Source organism: Vibrio sp. SCSIO 43140, from assembly GCF_023716585.1.
GTDB lineage: Bacteria > Pseudomonadota > Gammaproteobacteria > Enterobacterales > Vibrionaceae > Vibrio > Vibrio maritimus_B.
The window spans coordinates 910,339-930,393 of record NZ_CP071850.1; the positions used below are offsets into that span (position 1 = coordinate 910,339).

Consider the following 20,055-nt stretch of genomic DNA (forward strand, 5'->3'; position numbering starts at 1 on the left):
TGTTAAAGTTATGTTGCATTTATGTTTAACTTAAACGAAATGCAACCTAATGTCATGTAGAGAGTTGAGTGAAATGTACCCTGTATGGGTGACTTCTCGATATTTTGGTATCAAAAGCGTCCCCCATAAACGGTAAGATTGGAACTTACCAGTCGACGCCTTTTAGCGCTTTTACACCAGACTCGAAAGCATGTTTGATATTTTTAACTTCTGATACTGTATCTGCCATATCAATAAGCGTGCGATGTGCTGCGCGCCCAGTGATGATAACGGACTGCATGTTAGGGCGATTATTAAGTGCTTCGACAACCTCATCCAGTTCGATATAGCCATAGCTCACCATGTAGGTCAGCTCATCAAAAAGCACCACGTCGATAGATTCATCTTGCAGCATACGTTTACACTCTTGCCAAACGCCTTGTGCGGCTTCGGTGTCGGCGGCTTTATTTTGTGTCTCCCAAGTAAAGCCGGTTGCCATCACCTGAAATTCTACGCCTAGCTTTTCGAGCAGGTTACGTTCGCCGTTATCCCATGTGCCTTTGATAAATTGTGCCACAGCGCATTTCTTGCCGTGACCGACCGCGCGTGCCACTGTGCCAAAGCCTGAGGTCGACTTTCCTTTACCATTGCCAGTAATGACCAGTAGCAGCCCTTTTTCTACCTGCGCATTAGCGATTTTTTTATCAACATTCTCTTTCACTTTTTGCTGACGCTCTTTGTGGCGTTGCTGTTTAGCGTCTTCCGACAGTGACATGGGCATTCCCTTTGTTATTCGAAGTGTATGCCCACCATCATAAAGCAATCATGGCAGAAAAAAACGGGATAATTCCTAAGGAAATACCCCGTTTGATTACCGCATTAGCGCTTATTGTTAAGCGCCTAATCGAGCTCGTACCACTTGCTCACAGCGGTCGACGTCTTTGACATGTTTGGGTACCACTAAGATTGTATCATTGCCGCCTATCGTGGCTAAGATGTCAGCATGCGGGTCAATATCTATCAAACGAGCGATGAGCTGCGCGCTACCGGGATGAGTCTTAATGACGACCAGTGATTGGTTATTAGTAATGAGCTCAATCTGAGAAGAGATGGATGAATCAACGCGGACAGAGGTGCTCTCTGTGGTTAGGCAGTAGGCTTTTTTGCCACACGCGTTTTGCATCTTCACCACGCCTAGATGAGCCAAAAGCCTGGAGACAGTGGATTGACTGATACCGGAGTAGCCGAGGTCGACTAAGGCTTGCCTTAGTTTATTTTGGGTGGTGAAGCTTTGCTGTTGCAGAAGCTTTTTGCAGACTTCGGTGAGCTTGTGGTCATCGACAGAAACGCTATCTAAATCAGGAGTGTCGTACATGTTTCACCTATTAAATAGTAAAACTCATCCTTGAGATGGTTATATATATTGTGAATAAGTAGAAATAACACCTCATACACTACCAAAATAGGTTTGAGTAAAATATATGCCCTTATCTCATTTTGAGGTTAGGTTATTGTTTGAACACTCAAAAGCGAGAGAATCCCCTCGCTTTTATTGGTGTTTACCGCTTCACGCTTGTTATTGACCGAGTGTTGCCACCATGACGGCTTTAATGGTGTGCATGCGATTTTCTGCTTCATCAAAGACGATTGAGTAAGGGGACTCCACTACTTCATCCGTTACTTCGCATCCTTGGGAAAGCTCTGGATAGTCAGCCGCGAGTGCTTTACCGACCGTGGTATCTTCGCCATGGAATGCAGGCAAACAGTGCATAAACTTCACATTAGCGTTACCCGTCGCTTTGATCACATCCATGTTAACTTGATACGGTAACATCAGTTTGATGCGCTCCGCCCAGGCTTCTTTGGCTTCGCCCATCGAAACCCAGACATCGGTATACAGGAAGTCACAGCTTTGAACACCTTCTTGAACGTCTTCTGTGAGTACGATTTTTGCGCCAGTTTCAGCAGCTATGGCTTGGCATTGCTCTACCAGTGATGCTTCTGGCCAGAATGCTTTTGGTGCCACTAGACGGATCTCCATGCCCATTTTCGCCGCACCAACCATAAGTGAGTTGCCCATGTTGTTACGAGCATCACCTAAGTAAGCAAAAGTGATTTCGCTCAGCGGTTTATTTGGGGAATGCTCCATCATTGTCATGAAGTCAGCAAGAATTTGAGTTGGGTGGAACTCGTCGGTTAAACCATTCCATACCGGCACGCCAGCGTATTGACCGAGCTCTTCGACAATAGCTTGTCCAAAACCGCGGTACTCAATGCCATCGTACATTCTACCTAGAACACGAGCCGTATCTTTCATCGACTCTTTATGGCCAATTTGAGAGCCAGTTGGACCGAGATAAGAAACTTGAGCGCCTTGATCGAATGCCGCGACTTCGAAGGCACAGCGGGTACGAGTCGATGTTTTCTCGAAGATCAGAGCGATGTTTTTACCTTTAAGTCTTGGCTGTTCGTAGCCGTTGTACTTAGCTTTTTTCAGCTCAATAGACAGTTCTAACAAATGACCGATTTCGCGAGGTGTGAAATCAAGAAGTTTTAGGAAGTTACGATTACGAAGATTGAAAGCCATAATAGTGTCCTTTTTCAGTCTTGGCGCTGGCTCATACTGCTTGAATTAAGCCAGCGCTTCATATCATTGTGATTAAGAGAATTTAGCGTTTAGTAATAACGGTGCCGGCGTTGCCTTCAAGAATGCGAAGACCATCTTCTAACGCGCCAATACCGACCATTTGCCCACCTTGTTGAATAAACTCACAAGAAGCATCGATTTTGGGTCCCATTGAGCCAGCATCAAACTGGTAGCGGGAGAGCTCTGCTGGCGTTGTGGTATGCAGTGGACGCTGGGTTGGTTGTCCCCAGTCGAGATAGACCGCATCCGCATCGGTAAGAATCAGTAGGCGATCAGCATTCAACTGTTTGGCTAAGAATGCAGCCGACATATCTTTATCGATGACCGCTTCGACACCAACCAACTTACCGTCTCTGCGTGTAACCGGAATGCCGCCGCCTCCGGTACAGATCACGAGATGACCTTGCTCTATCAAAGAGGTGATCGCCTCATGTTCAATAATGCCGGTAGGCTGCGGACTTGGGACCACACGGCGGAAGTGTTGACCGTCCGGTTTTATGGTCCAGTGATATTTCTCTGCCAAGTCGCAGGCTTCCTGTTTCTCATAGATTGGGCCGATCGGTTTTGTTGGATCTTTAAACGCAGGATCGTTTGGATCGACCGTCATTTGAGTCAGCATGCAAGTGACATTTCTATCTGGCATTTGGTTTTTAAACTCTTGCATCAGCATGTAACCGATCATTCCTTGTGTTTCACTGCCCAGCACATCGAGGGGATAAGGGTTAACCTTTTTGTATTCCAGTCCTTGAAGCGCTAACAAGCCAACTTGAGGGCCGTTACCGTGCACCAGTACAACGTTGTATTGTTCAGCGATCTTGGAGATGGTGTTGACCGCAACTTCAATATTATGTCTTTGTACTTCAGCTTCGAGTGGCTCACCTCTTTTTAGTAAGGCGTTACCACCAAGAGCGACGACAATGGTTTGTTTTTTCATAACTTTTTCATCCATTAAGTCTTAAGGAATGGTTAGATACCATCGCGTTCAATAGGGCAGCTCATGCATCGCGCACCGCCGCGACCACGACCGAGTTCATCACCAGGAATAGGGAGCACGGAGATACCAGCCTTGTCATACTTCTCATTGGTGTAGGTATTGCGTTCATAGCCAATAACGACGCCTGGTTTAACGGTCAGTACGTTGTTAGCGTCATTCCACTGTTCACGTTCTGCTTCAAAGTTGTCACCGCCTGTGGTGATAAGGTTGAGTTTGTCGACGTGCAGCGCTTTCTCAATGGTGGAGATGTAAGAGGTTTGCTGTGAGGCTTTCACTCGACCGGATTCATCACCTGTAAGGCTCCAGCACTTCACATCGTCAGGAATCACATTTGGATAGACCGAGAAGGTGTCTTCACGCATGTGTGTCATGACTGTATCTAAGTGCATGCAAGAGCGATCTTTTGGCAGTTCTAGCGCGATGACCTGTTTAGCTTGACCATGTTTGAACAAGCTAGAGGCAAGATGTTCAACGCCTTGTGGGGTTGTGCGCTCGGACATGCCGATGAGCACCGCACCTTTGCCAATGACTAGGACATCACCACCCTCAATTGTCGAGTGGTCATAAGCGAGAGGCTCATCACCAAAGTACTTGATGAAGTCTTGACCGGCGAAACTTGGATGCCAGCGATAGATAGCGCGTAGATGGTTCGTTTCTCTTTGACGCGCCACCTTAGCCATGGGGTTAATAGAGACGCCACCGTAAACCCAGCAAGAGGTATCGCGGGTAAATAGGTGGTTTGGTAATGGGTCAATGATGAAATCATTTTTCTTATACAGAGACTGCAGCATAGAAGATGACTCTAATGGCATCTCTCCAAAAGAGAGCCCACCAGTTAGAATCTTCGCCAGTTCTAGATTTGGAAGGTCAGCGAGGTAACATCTGACATCATTCGCAAAGGTTGGGCCATAACGGAAGTCCGATACCTGAGTATTAAGGAGCCAATCTTTTGCTTCTGCGATTGCTAGGGTTTCTGCAAGAAGGTTGGTGAGTAGGAGTACTTCGACACCTTGCGACTCAAGTGTTTTAGCAAACACATCGTGCTCTTCACCCGCTTTTTCGACAGCAAGCACATCATCGAAAAGAAGCTGGTGGCAGTTAGATGGGGTAAGGTGTGTGAGAGCACGGCGTGGACGGTGAATTAACACACGGCGTAACTGACCAACTTCAGAACCAACATAGAGTTTATTCATAATCAAATCTCTCTAGTATTTATAAAAACTCAAAGAGTTTTATGTAGGGTATTTATTATTAGCTTCGTTGTGGTGGTTATAATATGCATTAACTTATTCAGGATATGTTGGATCTTGATCACACACTTATTGTGCTACTGATTGGGTTAAAATAGGCGGCTGTTAACAATATCTATTCTCGAAAGGTCTCGAATAAAGTTGGGTATTTGACCATTTAGGCGGGAATAATATGCATGAATTATTCGAAAAATAACGATTAAATATAGCGTGAAGGAAATTTGATTCGCATTAGTTTAAATAATGAATTTCATTAGGTCGGCAGAATATGCATAACAGGCTACTAGATACCGTTTTTGGTCGCATTTTAGAAGTGATTGTTAACAGGATTTCTACCAAAATTCGGATCTTGATCACTTTTTAAGTCAGCTTTGAAAGGGTTAAGAGTGTTGATATTGAGGGAGCTGAAGCTGTCGAAGGAGAGAAAAAAGAGATGATAGGGCAGTGGGAAATGGCTGTAACGAGCACTAAATAAACAGAAAGCCCGCTATTGATAGCGGGCTTGTATCATTCGGTGCAGTTTGACTGAATCTTCAAAGCAGAGTTGTCAGAGAAACTAGCCGATCATGTACTTAGCCGATCAATGTGCCTAGGCTAAGCATAATGACACAGAACAGGGTTAGGATACCCATAAGCGGTGCGACCCATTTCAACCACCGAGCATAAGGCACGCGAGCGATGGCAAGTCCACCCATCACCACGGCCGAGGTCGGTGTTACCAGGTTCACCAGCCCCGAGGCAGATTGATAAGCGGTGATCACGAGATCCCTTCCAACGCCTGCAAAATCACCGAGAGGTGCCATGATCGGCATGGTCAATACGGCCAAACCTGATGTTGATGGAACTAAGAATGAAAGCAGTATTTCTAAGAAAAACATCACATTAACGAAGACAATTGACGACAGCCCCGTCACTATGTGCTCGGCAGAATTGAGGATGGTGTCGGTGATCATTCCCCTGTCCATCACGACCACAATGCCGCGCGCGATACCAATGATGAGAGCCACACCTAGCAAGTCTCTTGCGCCTTCAATAAAGCTTTCTATAAACGACTCTTCACTCATTCGTGCGACGAAACCAACCAGAATAGACGCAGCCAAGAACATCGCTGAGATTTCTGCCATCCACCATCCAGCGATAGAGACTCCATAGATCATGACTGCGAATGAACCACCAAAAATGGTCAGGATGACTTTTCGAGTAGTTGTGAAATCAAGTTTCTCTTCGCCTTTATTACCTAAGAAGTGCGCTTTGTTTTCCTCATACTTGTCATAGACAATGGATTTGGTCGGGTCTGCTTTGACCATCTTGGCATAACGCATCACATAGGCAACGCAAATCACCCAACCGACCACGAGCATGGCAAGACGCAGCATAATGCCATCCGTAAATGGAATGCCCGAAGCGTTGGCGGCGATGACGGTGGCAAATGGGTTAATGGTTGAGCCAAGCACGCCGATACCCGCTCCCAATAGAATAGTGGCTGCTGCGACGAGTGGGTCAAATCGCGCTGCCATCATGACCGGTACAAGTAAGGTATAGAAAGGCAGTGACTCTTCGGCCATGCCGTAAACCGTTCCGCCGGCTGCAAACAGAGCCATGAGGATAGGGATCATCAATTCCTCTCGCCCCTCAAGACGATGAGTAACCCGCTCGATACCTGCGTCTATTGCCCCCGTTTTGGTTACCAAACCAAGAAAGCCACCGATGACAAGTACGAACAGAGATACATCGATTGCGCCTGCCTCATAGCTGCTGTGATCGTAGAAACCGTCGATGGGTGCCATCAACACATCTATCGGGGTTTGAGGGTTACTTTCAACACTAGAATAGGTGCCAGCAACAGGGACTTCTCTTCCAAGGTCATCATTCATTACTCGCTCATATTGACCAGCGGGAATGATCCAAGTCATCAAAGCCACGATAGCAATGAGTGCAAACAAAATGGTGTAGGCAGAAGGGAACTTAAAATTGGTAAAAAAGCCGCCGGACTTTTTTGGTTCATGGACGACGTGGGCGGTCATAGCATTCTCCTTAGCAGGAAGTACTTTCTTCCCGCTTAGCTGTACGTTTAACGTTCAATTACCACATTGAAGCCATAAGGATTACTAATCTTTAGTGTGTCAGAAATGTACTATTAATCGCGATGAATAACTTGAGTCTGGTTCACATTTTTTCTTGAGGAAAATAATCGGCAGCATTGGTAATGAAATATAAATGGACAAACAGTGGAAGAATAGTGAAGAACTATTTTTAAATGGCTGGGTTTGTTTCTTAGGTCGGATAATTATGCAGTATTTAAGATGATATTATTATTTTGATCTAAGTCACTTGAGGATTAATACGTTAAATAAGTAAAGGCTGCCAATGGAACCTTATAGTGGCAGCCTTATATATTTTTATTGCGTTGACTTATCATGCTGAGCTTCAATCTCAGCCGCTTTGCTTGCCGCCGGTCTTGCATGAAGTGCCGATAAGTACGTTTTGAGCGCTGGGTACTCTTCGAGCAGAGCCAACTCAGCGGAGATCTCGATGATCCAAGAGAGAAGAATATCCGCGGCACTGAATTGATCACCGAGTAGCCAAGTATTGTCGCTGAGATGATCGTTTAGATAGCCAAGGATTAATGCCAGTTCCTGCTTGCTGTAACCATCAAGAAAGCGCGTTTCACTGCCATCAATCTTTAGGAAGTAGCGGAGTAGCAAAGGCAGCGCGGCTGAACTTTCAGCAAAGTGCAACCATTGCAAGTAGAGCGGGTAGTTCTCAGAGTCTTTCGCAGGCATCAGACTGTCTGCACCAAAACGCTCAGATAAATACTCGGTAATGGCTCCAGACTCTGCCAGTACCTGACCATTTTCTTCAATAACGGGTGACTTACCTAACGGATGAACCGCTTTAAGCTCGGCTGGTGCCAGATTGGTTTCCGGCACACGTTGATAGGCTTTGATTTGGTAAGGAACCTGAAGCTCTTCAAGTAGCCAGATGATGCGTTTAGAACGAGATTTATTGAGGTGATGTAGGGTAATCATTATCCGCCAACCTTTACGTTAATTGTGTAATGTCTCTGTCTAGTTACGTAGCACAGTATCAGTCTGACATTTTAATTGCAATAAATATAATTGCGCACAACCTATATGTAAAGTATGCATATCTCCTAGTAAGTGATTAAGGCTGGTGGCTGAAGTATTGTTGGTATCGATGGGTACCTAATTAGACCTTAGACTAGACTTGTTATAACGTAAGGATGAAAACGTGTATCAACAAGCCGTTGATTCGATTAGGCTCATTTCAAACTGAGGTAACCCAAATGGATCGAACCACCTATGCTGCAGACAGCAAGTATTACTCTAATCATCGCTTTGAAGGGGATACAGAAAAGTGCATGTCTGAGATGCGTCAACTGATTCAATCATATCGTGAACAGTTCGCTGATTTACCCGTTGAAGAGGCTTTAGAAGGTAAACTAGAGGGGCAGATCAGGGTGACCAAAGCGGATATGGAAGAGAAAGCGCCTCCATTTAATACTGATCAACACCTTGTTGCGATACGTGAACCTATGGCCGCTCGAACTGAGGCGGATAAGGTCGCGGCAAAAAAGCATATTTTGCTCTATGTAGACCGATGCGTCAGGCAATATGCAGGTCAGCCCAACTCTGTGATCAATTGCGCTTTTGCGTCCATCGTCGAGACTATGTATCACCTAGAAATTTTAGCGTTTGATGAAGCGGAAGCGCTGTTGGTCAAGACAACACGAGAGGTGCTGGCGCCAGAAAGTGACTCGGATAACGATTCAGATTAGATGCGCTCCCAAACTCTTTCTGATAGGGCTACCGAATTGGTAGCCCTTTTTAGTTTAAACCGCCAAGTAAGAGAAAGATCCAAGCGACTGCCATTGAAAATCGAAATACCCACTTGCTTCCTTTTGCTTCCAAGTCGTTGTTCATTGTTTGTAAATACCTTATATCTCTTCTAGAGCGTGATGCTTACATTTTGCCGACGTTCGACTTGTTATTCGAACTAGGTTCTCATCAGTTTTCGAATGAATGATGAAAGAGTAGTTTCCCCAAACGACAAAAGCCTTCCATGAGGAAGGCTTTTCTAGCTTTCAACCGTTATCGGTTAAGGTCGATAACATCGATAGGGAGCTTCAGAGTGACAGGCTCTAGTGGTTGCTGCTCAGCGAGCTTACCGCCTCGAGCTTCAACGCGCTCCCATGCAGCCGTCTCCCAACCTTGGATCTTATCGGTTAGTGCTGGCGCGTACGGCTTGATACCTGTGTCGAAGACTTCAATAAACACATCGTTATTATGAATCTCCGTATAGCAGGTATGCTGGTCACCGTAAGGACAGTTCGAGATAACCACATACATATCTTGCTCGGCATACCATTCGATGGCGGTTCCTTCCTCTACAGGCGGCGTCGGACACATGCGTGCACGAGTGATATTTTGCTCATCGAGCATAAACTGGTTGCCTTGGAAGATGTTCCAGTCGTTGCGGTCTGCAAAGAACTGAGTTACCTCTTTACGGATCTTTTCGTCTTCAATGTTTGCGATAGCAGGAATTCGACTAAACGCATGCAAGAAGTTCTCGTGACATGAGTTCGTCACCTTGTCCAAGCCGTGTGCTAGGCCAATATATTCAGGTGAGCAGTGAGCTGCGAGCCAAATATGCGTAAAGCCCTCTGGCAGTTGTTCATATGGAAACTCATCTTCAACCAGCGTCGCCATTTTTCTAAAGTGGCGCGATTGAGACCAGATACCGGAATATAAGCGTTGGTTAAAGCCTTCGATTGCCGTTGAGTTTAGGTGGTCTGAATACTGCTCCAGATCAGTTGTCACCATCAACACATCCATAATTTGCGTTCGACCGTTGTTGCCGTCTGCACTTGGACGCTGCTCAATACGAATAACCTGGCCTGCTTTTACTAAGAACGAGTTACCAGTCTCGCGCTTTAGTACATCAGAATACACATGCTTGCGAGTGCCGTTGCGTTTGGTGTCGCGAACACGTTGATAGAAGTCTAGGTCTGCTGACAGTGAGTCCGAGTAGGTTTTTACTGGGTCAACGTTAGCGTCGTAAGAAGAATCGAAGTTTTGAGCAAGTTGCTCACCACATGGCTTACATAGTTCAGTCATAGTTTTTACCCTATGCTAAGGAATCCATTTCGATTATGGCCGTGGGTTCCATGCACGACTTCTGATAAACACCTGAGGGCTGTGTCCCCCTTGGTTGATTGACATAGTAAACGTGAGTCAAAAAATAGACAAAATAGGAACCGCTCGAGGGAGCGAATAGATGAGCCTTGTAATTGCGTAGACGATTGTAGTAGTTCAATCAGAAGAGGTGAGCCTCCTAAACCGTTAAGTTTATTTCTTCAACATTGACGATGAATCCAACAAAAGACACAGTGATAATGGATCAGCAAAAATGATAGAGAAACACAATGGCTAAAGTGCTAATTTGAACCCGTGACACAGTTTATCGGAGGCTAGATTGCTGCACCTGGTGTTCTTCGCTAGTGTTCGATTAAATCTTCAGTCGTAGTAAGGTCTTTGAGTTGTTTCCCCTGATAAAGCGTTACGCATTTAAATCGAGCCTCTGTTTACTCACACTTTCATTACTCTCTGCATGTGGTGGAGAGGGGGAGTCTGGAGGCCTTTCTCCTGAGCCTAATCCATTAACACAAGATCAGCGTCACGACCTTCTCTATCGCTCAACATTTGGACCTAAGCCTAACTCCTATCAAGAATTAGCCGACCTTGGCTACTCAAGATGGCTTGATGAACAGTTTTCTATGGCTCCGAGCCTGCATTTAACCCGTCTTAAACAGTATCCGCTTGAGGATGGGCGAGACAGTTACAACCAATCTGACCGCGTGTCGGTATGGTGGGATCTTAGCTTAAATGCCCCCGATCAACTCAGGCAGCGAGTCGCGTTCGCCCTTAGTGAAATCTTCGTGATTTCGCGATATGGCGCCAGTTTAAATGGCCGTGTTTTGGAGATGACTGATTATTACGACATGCTCATCACACACGCATTTGCGAATTATCGAGAGTTGATTGAATCGGTGACTCTGCACGCTGCCATGGGGGATTACTTGTCGATGATGGCAAATCAAAAGGCAGACCCAGAGAGTAACCGTTACCCCGATGAAAACTACGCACGCGAAGTGATGCAACTGTTTAGTATCGGTCTGTATGAGCTAAACCCAGATGGCTCGGAGAAGCTTGATAACCAAGGGCAGTTGATTCCAACGTACTCGCAGGATGATATTGAGAATCTGGCTCGAGTGTTTACCGGCTGGCACATCGCTGAGAAAAACCAGCCTAATTGGGGCTCTAAAGATGGCAACTGGCTTTTGCCAATGGTGGCGTATCCAGAACGTCATGATTTTGAGGAAAAAGTGGTGATGGGAGAGGTGTTTGCTCAAGGGCAGACCGCCGAACAAGATATGGCGCAGGCCATGGATATGTTGCTAAACCATCCAAACACAGGCCCATTTATCAGTCGCCATCTTATCCAAAGGTTAGTGACATCTAATCCGTCTCCCGCTTATGTCGCAAGAGTGAGTGCGCTATTTGACGATAATGGTAGCGGCGTGAGAGGCGATCTTAAAACAGTAGTTCGCGGGATTCTTACGGATGAAGAGGCGCTGAATGGAGGCGACCGTTCGCCCGTTAAGATGAAAGAGCCTCTAATTGCGATGACCAATTTTTTCCGAGCTCTCGAGGCGAAGTCCGCTGACCCTTCTGGGCGTTTTCATAACTCGATTAACACCTTTGGAGCGTATGGACAGTCGCCGCTCGGCTCTCCAAGTGTCTTCAACTTTTTCTCGCCAGATTATGCCCCGAACGGAGAGATAGCGGATGCAAATGATGTAGCACCTGAATTTGAGATATTGAGTTGGAACAACTTCATCCTTACTAACAACCAGCTTTGGTCGGCAACGGGCAGGACAAATTATAACGGCGAAGATAATCCGGCGCGCATCGTCATTAATACCGCACCGTTAGAAGCGATAGCCAATGACCATGAAGCATTGATTGAAGAGATTGAAAGGCGACTGCTTTCTCAAAGAATGAGCGAGCCGCTTAAAGCGATTGTCCTAGAAGGGTTGGAAGATCTTCGTGATACGCAACAAAGCTTGAAGGTTCGTAATGCTCTCTACACCGTCGTAACCAGTCAAGAATTTCATATTGAGGAGCTTGCCCAATGATTTCACGTCGTCACTTGTTAGCGGCTATGGCGTCGACTCCACTTGTTTCGATGTTGGGAACTGGCACTGCTCATGCTCTGCCAGACAGTGATTATAAGGCTCTGGTTTGTGTGTTTTTATTTGGCGGCAATGATGGCTTTAACATGTTGGTGCCGAGCGATAACGCACACTATGATGAGTACGCGACCGCTCGTCCTGCTATTGCTATTCCGCAAGCATCTCTATTGCCTTTGTCATTGAGTACCGGCTCTAGCTTGGCATTGGGATTACACCCATCGATGACCGAGATTCAAAGCCTGTTTAATAGTGGAAAAATCATTCCCATCGCCAACAGTGGCGTGTTGATTGAGCCTTCGACAAAAGAAGGTTTGAAAGACGGCACACATGCTATGCCTCCGTTTTTGTTCTCACACAACTCACAGCAAACTGAGTGGCAGCGGGGTTGGTCGGGCAGTGCGACGACGCTTGGCTGGGCTGGTCGATTGATGGATGTGCTCAATAGCGATTCTGATGAGATTAGCCCGACCTTTAGTCTCAATGGCTATGCCCAGCTACTTAACGGCAGCGTTCAGAGTGCGAACCTCATTAATGCCTCATCTCTGCCAAAAGTGAATGCAGTTAGTAATGCACAGCGGCGTAAGAGTTTTGATCAAGTGATGAGCCTCTCCCCATTGACCGCATTTGGTCGAGAGTTTGACCGAGTAAAAGGCGATTCCATTTCAATACGAGATCAGTTAGCGGCCGCCATTGAGTCAGTTCCTGAAGAGGAGCATTTCCCAGATATCTCTTTGAGTCAGCAATTACATACGGTCGCAAGATTGATTAAATCGAGTGACCAACTTGGGCACCAAAAACAAGTCTATTTTGTCGGCTTCGGTGGCTTTGACACCCATGCCAACCAATTGGAAGACCACGCCCAGCTAATGAGCGTATTAAGCCAATCGTTAGCTGCGTTTAATCAATCAATGGAAGCCGCAGGGCTTGGTGATAAAGTCACAACGATGACAATGTCCGATTTCGGAAGACGCTTAGCGAGCAACGGTACCGGTACTGACCACGGCTGGGCCAGCAATCACCTGGTGATGGGCGGCGCATTGAATGGCGGTCAGTTATATGGCCAGTGGCCATCACTCATCCTTGATGGAGAGAATGACTTCAATAAAGGGCGAATGATACCGACGACATCTGTTGAGCAAATTGGAGCGACAATCGCTAAGTGGATGGGAGTGAATAGCGAAAGTGCGATGGATTATATCTTTCCTAACTTGGCGAATTTTCCTGTACAAGATTTAGGTTTTCTAAAGTAGCTAAATTTTGGTTTGCGCTCTGATTTATACCTCCATGCAAGCCTTGCCCCAGAAGGTCCATGCAAGCCTTGCCCCAGAAGGTCAAGGCTTGCAGTACTAACTTGTTCTTTAGAATGTAAAAAATCATCGCACTCCTTGTCGCGACTCTATTACCTTTAAGCCAGCCAACATGGATACCGTCACAGAAACGACCACTAATGCCATGGCCATCGCTAAGCTGGTGTTACCTTGGTCAAACTCGCTAAAAATAAAGGTTGCGCTGGTTTCAAATCCTGGCGGTTTCACCATGAGCGACCCAACCAATTCTCGTTGACCGATGATAAAACTCATCGCCCAACCTGCTATTACCCCGGGTAGAATAAGTGGCAGTGTGACTCGACTAAATCGATAAAACTCAGAAGCACCTGATACCTTAGCTGCATCGTCAAGACTGCTGCTAATTTGCTCTGCAGCAGACTTTACGTACTGCACAGTATAAGGAAGGAACAGAACGACATACGTGATGATCAGCATCCCCTTAGTGTTGTAAAGAGGTAGGGGGTTACTTGGCGAGTTCCAGAATAGAATCAAACCAAAGACAACCACGATCCCGGGCACCGTATTGGACAGCAAGCTAGCGAAGTCGATGACCTTCGTTAGGTTAGATTGTCCACGTACCACCGTCAATCCATACCAAATCCCGAGGGCGGTACAGATTGTCGCGGCATATAGACTGAGCTGAATACTATTTAGTAACGCGGAAAATGCCTCGCTATCGAAGCTGAAGACTTGAGCGAAGTGTTTAAAGGTTAAGTTATCCCAACTAAGTCCTAATCCCGCTAAATCGATGAGTGCGGTAGCGGTTATTGAGAAATAGGGAATACCAATTGATAACGCAAGTATAAAAGCGATGACCAGCCAACAACCACTGCGCTGCCAAGGCGATAACGCAATGATTCTTAGTTTGTTCCCCTTACCCGAAATGAGTTGGTATTGGTAATTGTTCGAGATATAAAGCTGTCCCATCCACATCAACATACTTGTTGTTAGTAGTACCAAAGAGAGTACCGACGCTTTTACGAAGTCTATCGGCCAAGTCGACGTAAAGCGGTGGATTTCCGTTGTAAGCACATAGTAGCCTATCTGCTTACCTAAGGTTGCTGGTGTGCCGAATTCAGAAATCGTTTTGACGAATACCAGTAATGCCCCCATTAGGTAACCTGAAATCAACAGCGGCAAGAAAACCTTGGCCAAGATTCTTAGCTTGGACGCACCATATATGATTGCCGCTTCTTCAACACTAGCATTGATTCTCAACAAGCTATTCTTGATAACTAGGTACATAAATGGGAAAAGCGACAGGCTCATGATTAACACCATACCAGCCAAAGAGAAGAAGCCGGTCTGTAATCCCGCCAAGCCAGGCAATAACTGTTCTAGATAACCTCTCGGGCGCATAAAAATCATCCACCCCATTGAGTCGATAAATGGTGGGGTCATAAATGGGATCAAGATGACGATATCGAGCCATTTATGGCGACCGATCTCTGTTTTGGCTGTGATCCATGCCAAAGGGGCTGCAAACAATGTTGCCACTATAGTGACCAAAAGGGCGAGTTGAACCGAGTTCCAAAGCACACTGAGTGTGTAGCTATCGATAAGCTGTCGAAATAAAGCGGTTAGGTGCCAATGCCCATCTTGGTAGGCGCTATTGATAAGAATCGTACCCATTGGCATTAGCACTAAGACACTGAGGCTTAGCAGTGCCAATACCATTGGCTTATTGAATGTATCTTGGGATTGGAGTGTGTTCATAGAGATCTGATATAAAGCGAGGCGGCGGTAAAAGAGGAGAGGTTAACCCTCTCCTTGAGGTGGGTTAGCGAAACATTGCGCTAAACTTCTTGGTGACGTTTGCTTGATTTTCAAACATCCAGTTCCAGTCATAATCCAGTTGCTTAATGTCAGCGAAGTCTGGGCGAGATGGATCCGCTTTTACATCACTACGGCCAGGTAGCAGTAAGTTCTTAGCAACAATGTTCTGTGCACGTTCAGTCAGTAGGTAGTTAACAAACACTTCTGCCTGTGGTTTCTTGTCGCTAGACTCAAGCACCATGACGGGTCTTGGTGCGATTACTGTCCCCTCAGCTGGGTAGATAACCTCGATTGGATTCCCTTTGGCCTTCTCACCGTATCCCATGTAATCGACGCCAGCTAGTACGACACTTTTCGATCCATTAACCACTTGGTTTAGTGCCGGACGGTTTGCACCATTAACATCGATATCGTTTTGTTGCCATGCATTGAATAGTGTCCATGCTTTGTCTGCATCATTAGCGATGACACCAGAGATAAAATCCAAAGCAGAGCCTGATTCAGTTGGATCTGGAATAACGACTTGTCCTGCCCAGTTGTCTTCAGTGTAAGTTGTGAGTGATGCCGGAGCATCTTTCACTAGACGGGTATTGTAGGTAATCCCTAAAGCCGAGCCTGAATACGCGAAAAGCTGATTGTCACCATTCCATCCATCATGCAGTTTGTCTGCGTTTTCTGGAGTAAAGGTATGCAAAAGCCCTTCGCTCTGAAGACCCATTGCCGCTGGCCAAGAGGCCAAAATAACCACGTCTGCGACCGGGCGAGCTTCTTCCGCTTTTAATCGGCCTAAGATTCGTCCAGTCGTTGCTTGGTAGACCTGAACTTTGTTGCCTGAGACTTCTTCAAAGTCTTTTATCAGCTGGTTTGCTAGTCCTTTAGGACCTGCAGTATAGACCGTGAGATCTGCAGCGGTAGCCACACCCGAAACGAGTCCAAGGGCGAGAGCTAGTACTGATAGGTTTTTCATCATCATTTCCTTACAAGTGAATTCTTTGAATATCTTCAGGGGCGCAATAGAGGGATACTGCTTCTCCTGGGGTCGGTCGCTGTGATGCGAAGAAGTGCCATTTCTCTCCCGCAACATTGGCCTCAACGAGATAGTGCTGCCCTTGGAATCGAGCGTTGATAATCGAGCCTTCAAACTGCAAATCATTGTCATTGGCAGCAGCATGAGGTTTTAGCTTTTCCATGCGGATAAAGGCATGGCCTTGAGGGCTAGGAAGACGATTGCTCTTCCCAATAAACTGAGCTACAAATTCTGACTTAGGATGGTGATAAATCGCCTCCGGTGAGTCGAACTGTTCAACTTGACCAGCATTCATGATGACCACTTTATCTGCCATAGACATAGCCTCTGCCTGATCGTGTGTGACATAGACAGCAGTCAACTGGTTATCTTTGAGGATTTGTAGCAATAGGTGTTGAATCTGATCTTTAAGAACTGCATCAAGCGCGGAAAGTGGTTCATCAAGCAGAATCAGTTGTGGTTTGGTGACAATGGCTCTCGCGATAGATACGCGCTGTTGCTGACCGCCAGAGAGCTGACTCGGAAACCGTTGAGCGAACGAGGCTAATTGTACTTGTGCCAGTGCATCGTTTACTCGCTTATTCAGATCTTTGGTGTCTTTTCGTGCACGTAGGCCAAATGCCACATTCTCAAAGACAGTAAGGTGTGGCCAAAGCGCGAAGTCTTGAAAGACCATTCCGAGCTTTCGATCTTGAATAGCGATAGATTCATTCAACTCACTGTCAAAAACACTACGCTCATTGATTTTAATCTGTCCTGAAGAAGGGTTTTCTAACCCTGCTATGGATCGGAGTAATGTGGTTTTTCCGCATCCAGACGGCCCAACGAGTGCGGCCAGTTCGCCTTGATTTAAAGATAGATTGATGTCGCGAAGCGCACTAACGTCGCCAAAGTTTTTATTGAGGTTTTTAATCGAGAGGCTCATGCCGTGTCACCATAATTCCGTTTGATGACAATCATTCATGAGTTTTATTAATGACTAACTTAAATTATGTGAAGTTTTTGTGTCGTCTCAGCCCCTGTCTCAATGAACTTATGCAATAGAGCGAGAGTTATGGGGTTGATGTACCTAATTTTTAGGAGAAAATTCATATTCTTTTAATCATTGTTGGCTAATTTAAGTGTTTTGCACATTTCGCTCGCAATAGTCGTTAACTCAATCGATATGATAACGAAAACTTTGGTTCCCAAAGGCAATGCCTCTTCATTCATTGCTGACAAGGAGTCTTGGCTTTTGAATCCCTTAAAAGAGTCATAGGTTTCGATTTCAGGCTGCGAAAACAAATTACTGAAAGAGACAATGATGAAGATAATACTTGTTCGACATGGTGAATCACATGATGACACTATCAACTGTTATGGTGGTGCAGCAGACTTTGAACTAAGTGAATTCGGTCTGCATGCGGCGCAAGAGGTAGCTAAAACTTTCTCAGATATTGCTGTTGAAAAGATTTACTCGAGCCCACTAAAGCGAGCGAGACAGACTGCGGAAGCTATTAATATGGTAAAACAGTGTGATATTGGCTTCGTAGATAACCTTAAAGAGAGGAATTCGTATGGAGTACTGTCTGGCTGCAATAAAGGAGACAGCAAGAGTATTTACGAGTACCTATTAAGTAGCTTTGAAGGAAAGCCCGGCGATTACTACTCTGATGAGTTACTGCTCGGTGCGGAGCCACTGGCCGACTTTGATAAGAGGGTTGAAGAAGCGTTACTGTCAGTTGTTGAGGATGCTCAGCAAAATGGGTTTGAAGTCGTTATCGCTGTTACTCACGGCAATGTAACACGATCTATCTACAAAAATATTTTAAAGTTTGAAAAGAAAATAGACTTAGATTTTCTCGCGCGCACTATTATTGAGTATGACAATAATGCGTTTTCTCTGATTAGCAACCAAGGCGTTACAGAGAAGTAAGGACTTGCTGTTCGATACTATATTGAACTCATGCGAGAAGTCTCTTAGCTAAAGAGATACAGCTCTCATGTAAAAGGTTTAGAGGCTAAAACCTTGCTTAGCTTATAAACAACTATATCGTTTCTTGACTAAAATCTTTTACCCCTTTCATCAGCGCGATGGTTTTTACGTTTTGAGGTTGTCGTTTTGTTAAGAAAGAAATAGCAGTGTCACTTGGGCTCTACCACTCACTCGAAAACGTAGTTTTTTACTATACATTCATTGTCACCATTCTCGCTTAATATTTCGCATGAGCAGTAGCAGTACAGATCACTTTTGATTACTCTGTCGAAGTTCGTCTTCAAACCTTCATTGACCTGTAAGCTATCATTAATCTCACTGTCATAAAGCATCACCAAAATACTCCTCATTCAAGTGTGAACACGTGTTCACACTGACTTTCACAGTTATATCATGGGGAGAGATATTGTGATGACTACTGGAGCTAACAAGGGATCTTGGAAAAAGCACCTGCTTCACCTTTCAATTGTACTGGCGGGCGCAGCAAATGCGGCTGACTACGAAATTTCTGTCGTTGCTGGTGGTGCTGGTCCAAACGATCACTATCGTACTGACGCGATTGAAATGGCTGCTAGCATCTTAATGCAAGAAGCGGATGCGGCCGGCGAAGAGCTCAACATTAAAGTCAATAAACGTAGTTACGCCGACTGGGATAGCTTCAAACAAGCGGTTACGCTTGCCGCTGAGTCAGGATCTGCACCAGATATCGTCGTGACTGGTCATGTGGATATTGCACCTTGGGCTCAGTCTGGCTTGATCGCTCCAGTAGAAGACTACGTCGATATGGATGCTTGGCCTCTGAACAACCTCTACCCAAACCTTGTAGAAATCTCATCTTTCAATGGCATGATTTACGGGATTCCTCAAGACTCCGAAGCGCGTCCTTTCTTTGCGTGGAAGCAGTATTTAGCGCAGATCGGTTATGACCAGCAAGCTATCGATACTCTGCCAGATCGCATTGAGTCAGGTGAGTACACGCTTTATGACATGCTTGAAGATGCTAAAAAAGCTCAAGATGAAGGCTTGGTTGCGAAAGGTTATGGTTTTTACCCGCGCGTGACTAACGGCCCTGACTTCTGGCAGTTTTACACCAGTTTTGGTGGCGAGCTTCAGGATCCCGAAACGGGACGCTTAATTTTTGACAAAGCCGCTATGGAGAAAACATTCCAATTCTTTGCTGATGCGGTTGAGATGGGCGTGACACGTCGTAATCACCTAGGTACGCCATGGGACCAATGGTATGCCGAAGTTGCTTCTGGTAAAGCGGCGTTCTGGCATGGTGGTACTTGGCATTACTCTCGCTACACAGAAGCGGAAGGCCTGGATGATTTCTTTGGTAACGTTCAGTTCGGCTTGATTCCGACGGGTGACAAAGAAGCGTCCAGCCATGCTAATACCTTGACTCACCCGGTTGTTTATCTGATCACTCAGCAAGATAACGAAGACAAAATGGAAGTGGCAGCGAAACTTATCAAAATTGCATCAGAGCCACGAATCAACACGTTACATGCGATTAAATCATCTCACCTAGGTATTAGCCCAGAGCAGATGAACATCGGTCTTTACAATAATGACCGCTGGGCAATGGAGGCAACGGAGCGCCTTCTTCCTCATGCCAACTCAATGCCAAATAACGCGGACTTTGGTGCGTTCTGGAATATCTATTGGAAAGGTCTAGAAGCAGCTTGGACCGGACAGAAAACACCAAAACAGGCTGTCGCTGACGCAGAAACAGAGCTGCGTGGCACCTTGGGTAACGGCGTCATTATCCAGTAATTCCGTCTAATTCTCCTCTAGTCGAAA

The 20,055-nt window shown here is 45.8% G+C and carries 16 protein-coding genes; 5 read left to right on the forward strand and 11 right to left on the reverse strand.

Annotation, left to right across the window (positions count from 1 at the left end; genetic code table 11):
• Nucleotides 1–145: 145 nt before the first annotated feature.
• From cobO to J4N45_RS04445, 7 genes are all read right to left on the reverse strand, one after another.
• Nucleotides 146–754, reverse strand: a complete 609-nt coding sequence (gene cobO, locus J4N45_RS04415) for a cob(I)yrinic acid a,c-diamide adenosyltransferase (protein ID WP_042474070.1) — start codon at nucleotides 752–754, stop codon at nucleotides 146–148.
• A 117-nt stretch (nucleotides 755–871) separates the two neighbouring features.
• Complete coding sequence (locus J4N45_RS04420) at nucleotides 872–1,354, reverse strand: arginine repressor (protein WP_252013763.1); 483 nt, start codon at nucleotides 1,352–1,354, stop codon at nucleotides 872–874.
• 201 nt (nucleotides 1,355–1,555) lie between these two features.
• Entirely contained in the window at nucleotides 1,556–2,566 is a 1,011-nt protein-coding gene (locus tag J4N45_RS04425; protein WP_252013764.1) for an ornithine carbamoyltransferase, read from the reverse strand.
• Between the two features lie 82 nt (nucleotides 2,567–2,648).
• Nucleotides 2,649–3,560 (reverse strand): carbamate kinase, encoded by a 912-nt coding sequence (gene arcC / locus J4N45_RS04430; RefSeq protein WP_234494249.1) that lies wholly within the window; start codon nucleotides 3,558–3,560, stop codon nucleotides 2,649–2,651.
• Nucleotides 3,561–3,592: 32 nt separating this feature from the next.
• Nucleotides 3,593–4,813: an arginine deiminase gene (gene arcA / locus J4N45_RS04435; protein WP_252013765.1), complete on the reverse strand. Its 1,221-nt coding sequence runs from the start codon at nucleotides 4,811–4,813 to the stop codon at nucleotides 3,593–3,595.
• Between the two features lie 629 nt (nucleotides 4,814–5,442).
• On the reverse strand, nucleotides 5,443–6,894 hold the full coding sequence (locus J4N45_RS04440; RefSeq protein ID WP_252013766.1) for a YfcC family protein: 1,452 nt from the start codon (nucleotides 6,892–6,894) through the stop codon (nucleotides 5,443–5,445).
• Nucleotides 6,895–7,269: 375 nt separating this feature from the next.
• Nucleotides 7,270–7,899, reverse strand: a complete 630-nt coding sequence (locus tag J4N45_RS04445) for a glutathione S-transferase family protein (protein WP_252013767.1) — start codon at nucleotides 7,897–7,899, stop codon at nucleotides 7,270–7,272.
• Between the two features lie 278 nt (nucleotides 7,900–8,177).
• Between J4N45_RS04445 and J4N45_RS04450 the strand changes: the two genes are divergently transcribed.
• Complete coding sequence (locus tag J4N45_RS04450) at nucleotides 8,178–8,669, forward strand: hypothetical protein (RefSeq protein ID WP_252013768.1); 492 nt, start codon at nucleotides 8,178–8,180, stop codon at nucleotides 8,667–8,669.
• A 313-nt stretch (nucleotides 8,670–8,982) separates the two neighbouring features.
• Here the strand turns inward: J4N45_RS04450 and J4N45_RS04455 are convergent, their stop codons facing one another.
• On the reverse strand, nucleotides 8,983–10,008 hold the full coding sequence (locus J4N45_RS04455; protein ID WP_252013769.1) for a DUF1989 domain-containing protein: 1,026 nt from the start codon (nucleotides 10,006–10,008) through the stop codon (nucleotides 8,983–8,985).
• Between the two features lie 422 nt (nucleotides 10,009–10,430).
• Here J4N45_RS04455 and J4N45_RS04460 point away from each other — a divergent pair, with 422 nt between their 5' ends.
• Nucleotides 10,431–12,089 (forward strand): DUF1800 domain-containing protein, encoded by a 1,659-nt coding sequence (locus J4N45_RS04460; RefSeq protein ID WP_252013770.1) that lies wholly within the window; start codon nucleotides 10,431–10,433, stop codon nucleotides 12,087–12,089.
• Nucleotides 12,086–13,396, forward strand: coding sequence for a DUF1501 domain-containing protein (locus tag J4N45_RS04465; RefSeq protein WP_252013771.1), 1,311 nt, complete (start codon nucleotides 12,086–12,088; stop codon nucleotides 13,394–13,396). Before J4N45_RS04460 ends, J4N45_RS04465 begins: the two co-directional genes overlap by 4 nt.
• Before the next feature lie 123 nt (nucleotides 13,397–13,519).
• Here the strand turns inward: J4N45_RS04465 and J4N45_RS04470 are convergent, their stop codons facing one another.
• The 3 genes from J4N45_RS04470 to J4N45_RS04480 form a co-directional block, all read right to left on the reverse strand.
• Nucleotides 13,520–15,190 (reverse strand): ABC transporter permease, encoded by a 1,671-nt coding sequence (locus J4N45_RS04470; protein ID WP_252013772.1) that lies wholly within the window; start codon nucleotides 15,188–15,190, stop codon nucleotides 13,520–13,522.
• A gap of 64 nt (nucleotides 15,191–15,254) precedes the next feature.
• The gene (locus J4N45_RS04475; RefSeq protein ID WP_252013773.1) at nucleotides 15,255–16,217 is read right to left on the reverse strand and encodes an extracellular solute-binding protein; all 963 of its coding nucleotides are present in this window, start codon (nucleotides 16,215–16,217) and stop codon (nucleotides 15,255–15,257) included.
• Between the two features lie 10 nt (nucleotides 16,218–16,227).
• Entirely contained in the window at nucleotides 16,228–17,202 is a 975-nt protein-coding gene (locus J4N45_RS04480) for an ABC transporter ATP-binding protein (RefSeq protein ID WP_252013774.1), read from the reverse strand.
• Between the two features lie 378 nt (nucleotides 17,203–17,580).
• On the opposite strand from J4N45_RS04480, the gene J4N45_RS04485 reads away from it, so the two are divergent.
• Both J4N45_RS04485 and J4N45_RS04490 read left to right on the forward strand, forming a co-directional pair.
• Nucleotides 17,581–18,192 (forward strand): histidine phosphatase family protein, encoded by a 612-nt coding sequence (locus J4N45_RS04485; protein WP_252013775.1) that lies wholly within the window; start codon nucleotides 17,581–17,583, stop codon nucleotides 18,190–18,192.
• Between the two features lie 471 nt (nucleotides 18,193–18,663).
• Nucleotides 18,664–20,028 carry an ABC transporter substrate-binding protein gene (locus J4N45_RS04490; protein WP_252014650.1) on the forward strand — a complete coding sequence of 455 codons (1,365 nt, stop codon included), beginning with the start codon at nucleotides 18,664–18,666 and terminating at the stop codon, nucleotides 20,026–20,028.
• The last annotated feature ends 27 nt before the right edge of the window (nucleotides 20,029–20,055 follow it).

What these genes read in the sequence shown, in the direction of transcription:
- cobO (WP_042474070.1), bottom strand. Translation starts at nt 754, where the DNA reads ATGTCACTGTCGGAAGACGCTAAACAGCAACGCCACAAAGAGCGTCAG.
- J4N45_RS04420 (WP_252013763.1), bottom strand. Translation starts at nt 1,354, where the DNA reads ATGTACGACACTCCTGATTTAGATAGCGTTTCTGTCGATGACCACAAG.
- J4N45_RS04425 (WP_252013764.1), bottom strand. Translation starts at nt 2,566, where the DNA reads ATGGCTTTCAATCTTCGTAATCGTAACTTCCTAAAACTTCTTGATTTC.
- arcC (WP_234494249.1), bottom strand. Translation starts at nt 3,560, where the DNA reads ATGAAAAAACAAACCATTGTCGTCGCTCTTGGTGGTAACGCCTTACTA.
- arcA (WP_252013765.1), bottom strand. Translation starts at nt 4,813, where the DNA reads ATGAATAAACTCTATGTTGGTTCTGAAGTTGGTCAGTTACGCCGTGTG.
- J4N45_RS04440 (WP_252013766.1), bottom strand. Translation starts at nt 6,894, where the DNA reads ATGACCGCCCACGTCGTCCATGAACCAAAAAAGTCCGGCGGCTTTTTT.
- J4N45_RS04445 (WP_252013767.1), bottom strand. Translation starts at nt 7,899, where the DNA reads ATGATTACCCTACATCACCTCAATAAATCTCGTTCTAAACGCATCATC.
- J4N45_RS04450 (WP_252013768.1), top strand. Translation starts at nt 8,178, where the DNA reads ATGGATCGAACCACCTATGCTGCAGACAGCAAGTATTACTCTAATCAT.
- J4N45_RS04455 (WP_252013769.1), bottom strand. Translation starts at nt 10,008, where the DNA reads ATGACTGAACTATGTAAGCCATGTGGTGAGCAACTTGCTCAAAACTTC.
- J4N45_RS04465 (WP_252013771.1), top strand. Translation starts at nt 12,086, where the DNA reads ATGATTTCACGTCGTCACTTGTTAGCGGCTATGGCGTCGACTCCACTT.
- J4N45_RS04470 (WP_252013772.1), bottom strand. Translation starts at nt 15,190, where the DNA reads ATGAACACACTCCAATCCCAAGATACATTCAATAAGCCAATGGTATTG.
- J4N45_RS04475 (WP_252013773.1), bottom strand. Translation starts at nt 16,217, where the DNA reads ATGAAAAACCTATCAGTACTAGCTCTCGCCCTTGGACTCGTTTCGGGT.
- J4N45_RS04480 (WP_252013774.1), bottom strand. Translation starts at nt 17,202, where the DNA reads ATGAGCCTCTCGATTAAAAACCTCAATAAAAACTTTGGCGACGTTAGT.
- J4N45_RS04485 (WP_252013775.1), top strand. Translation starts at nt 17,581, where the DNA reads ATGAAGATAATACTTGTTCGACATGGTGAATCACATGATGACACTATC.
- J4N45_RS04490 (WP_252014650.1), top strand. Translation starts at nt 18,664, where the DNA reads ATGACTACTGGAGCTAACAAGGGATCTTGGAAAAAGCACCTGCTTCAC.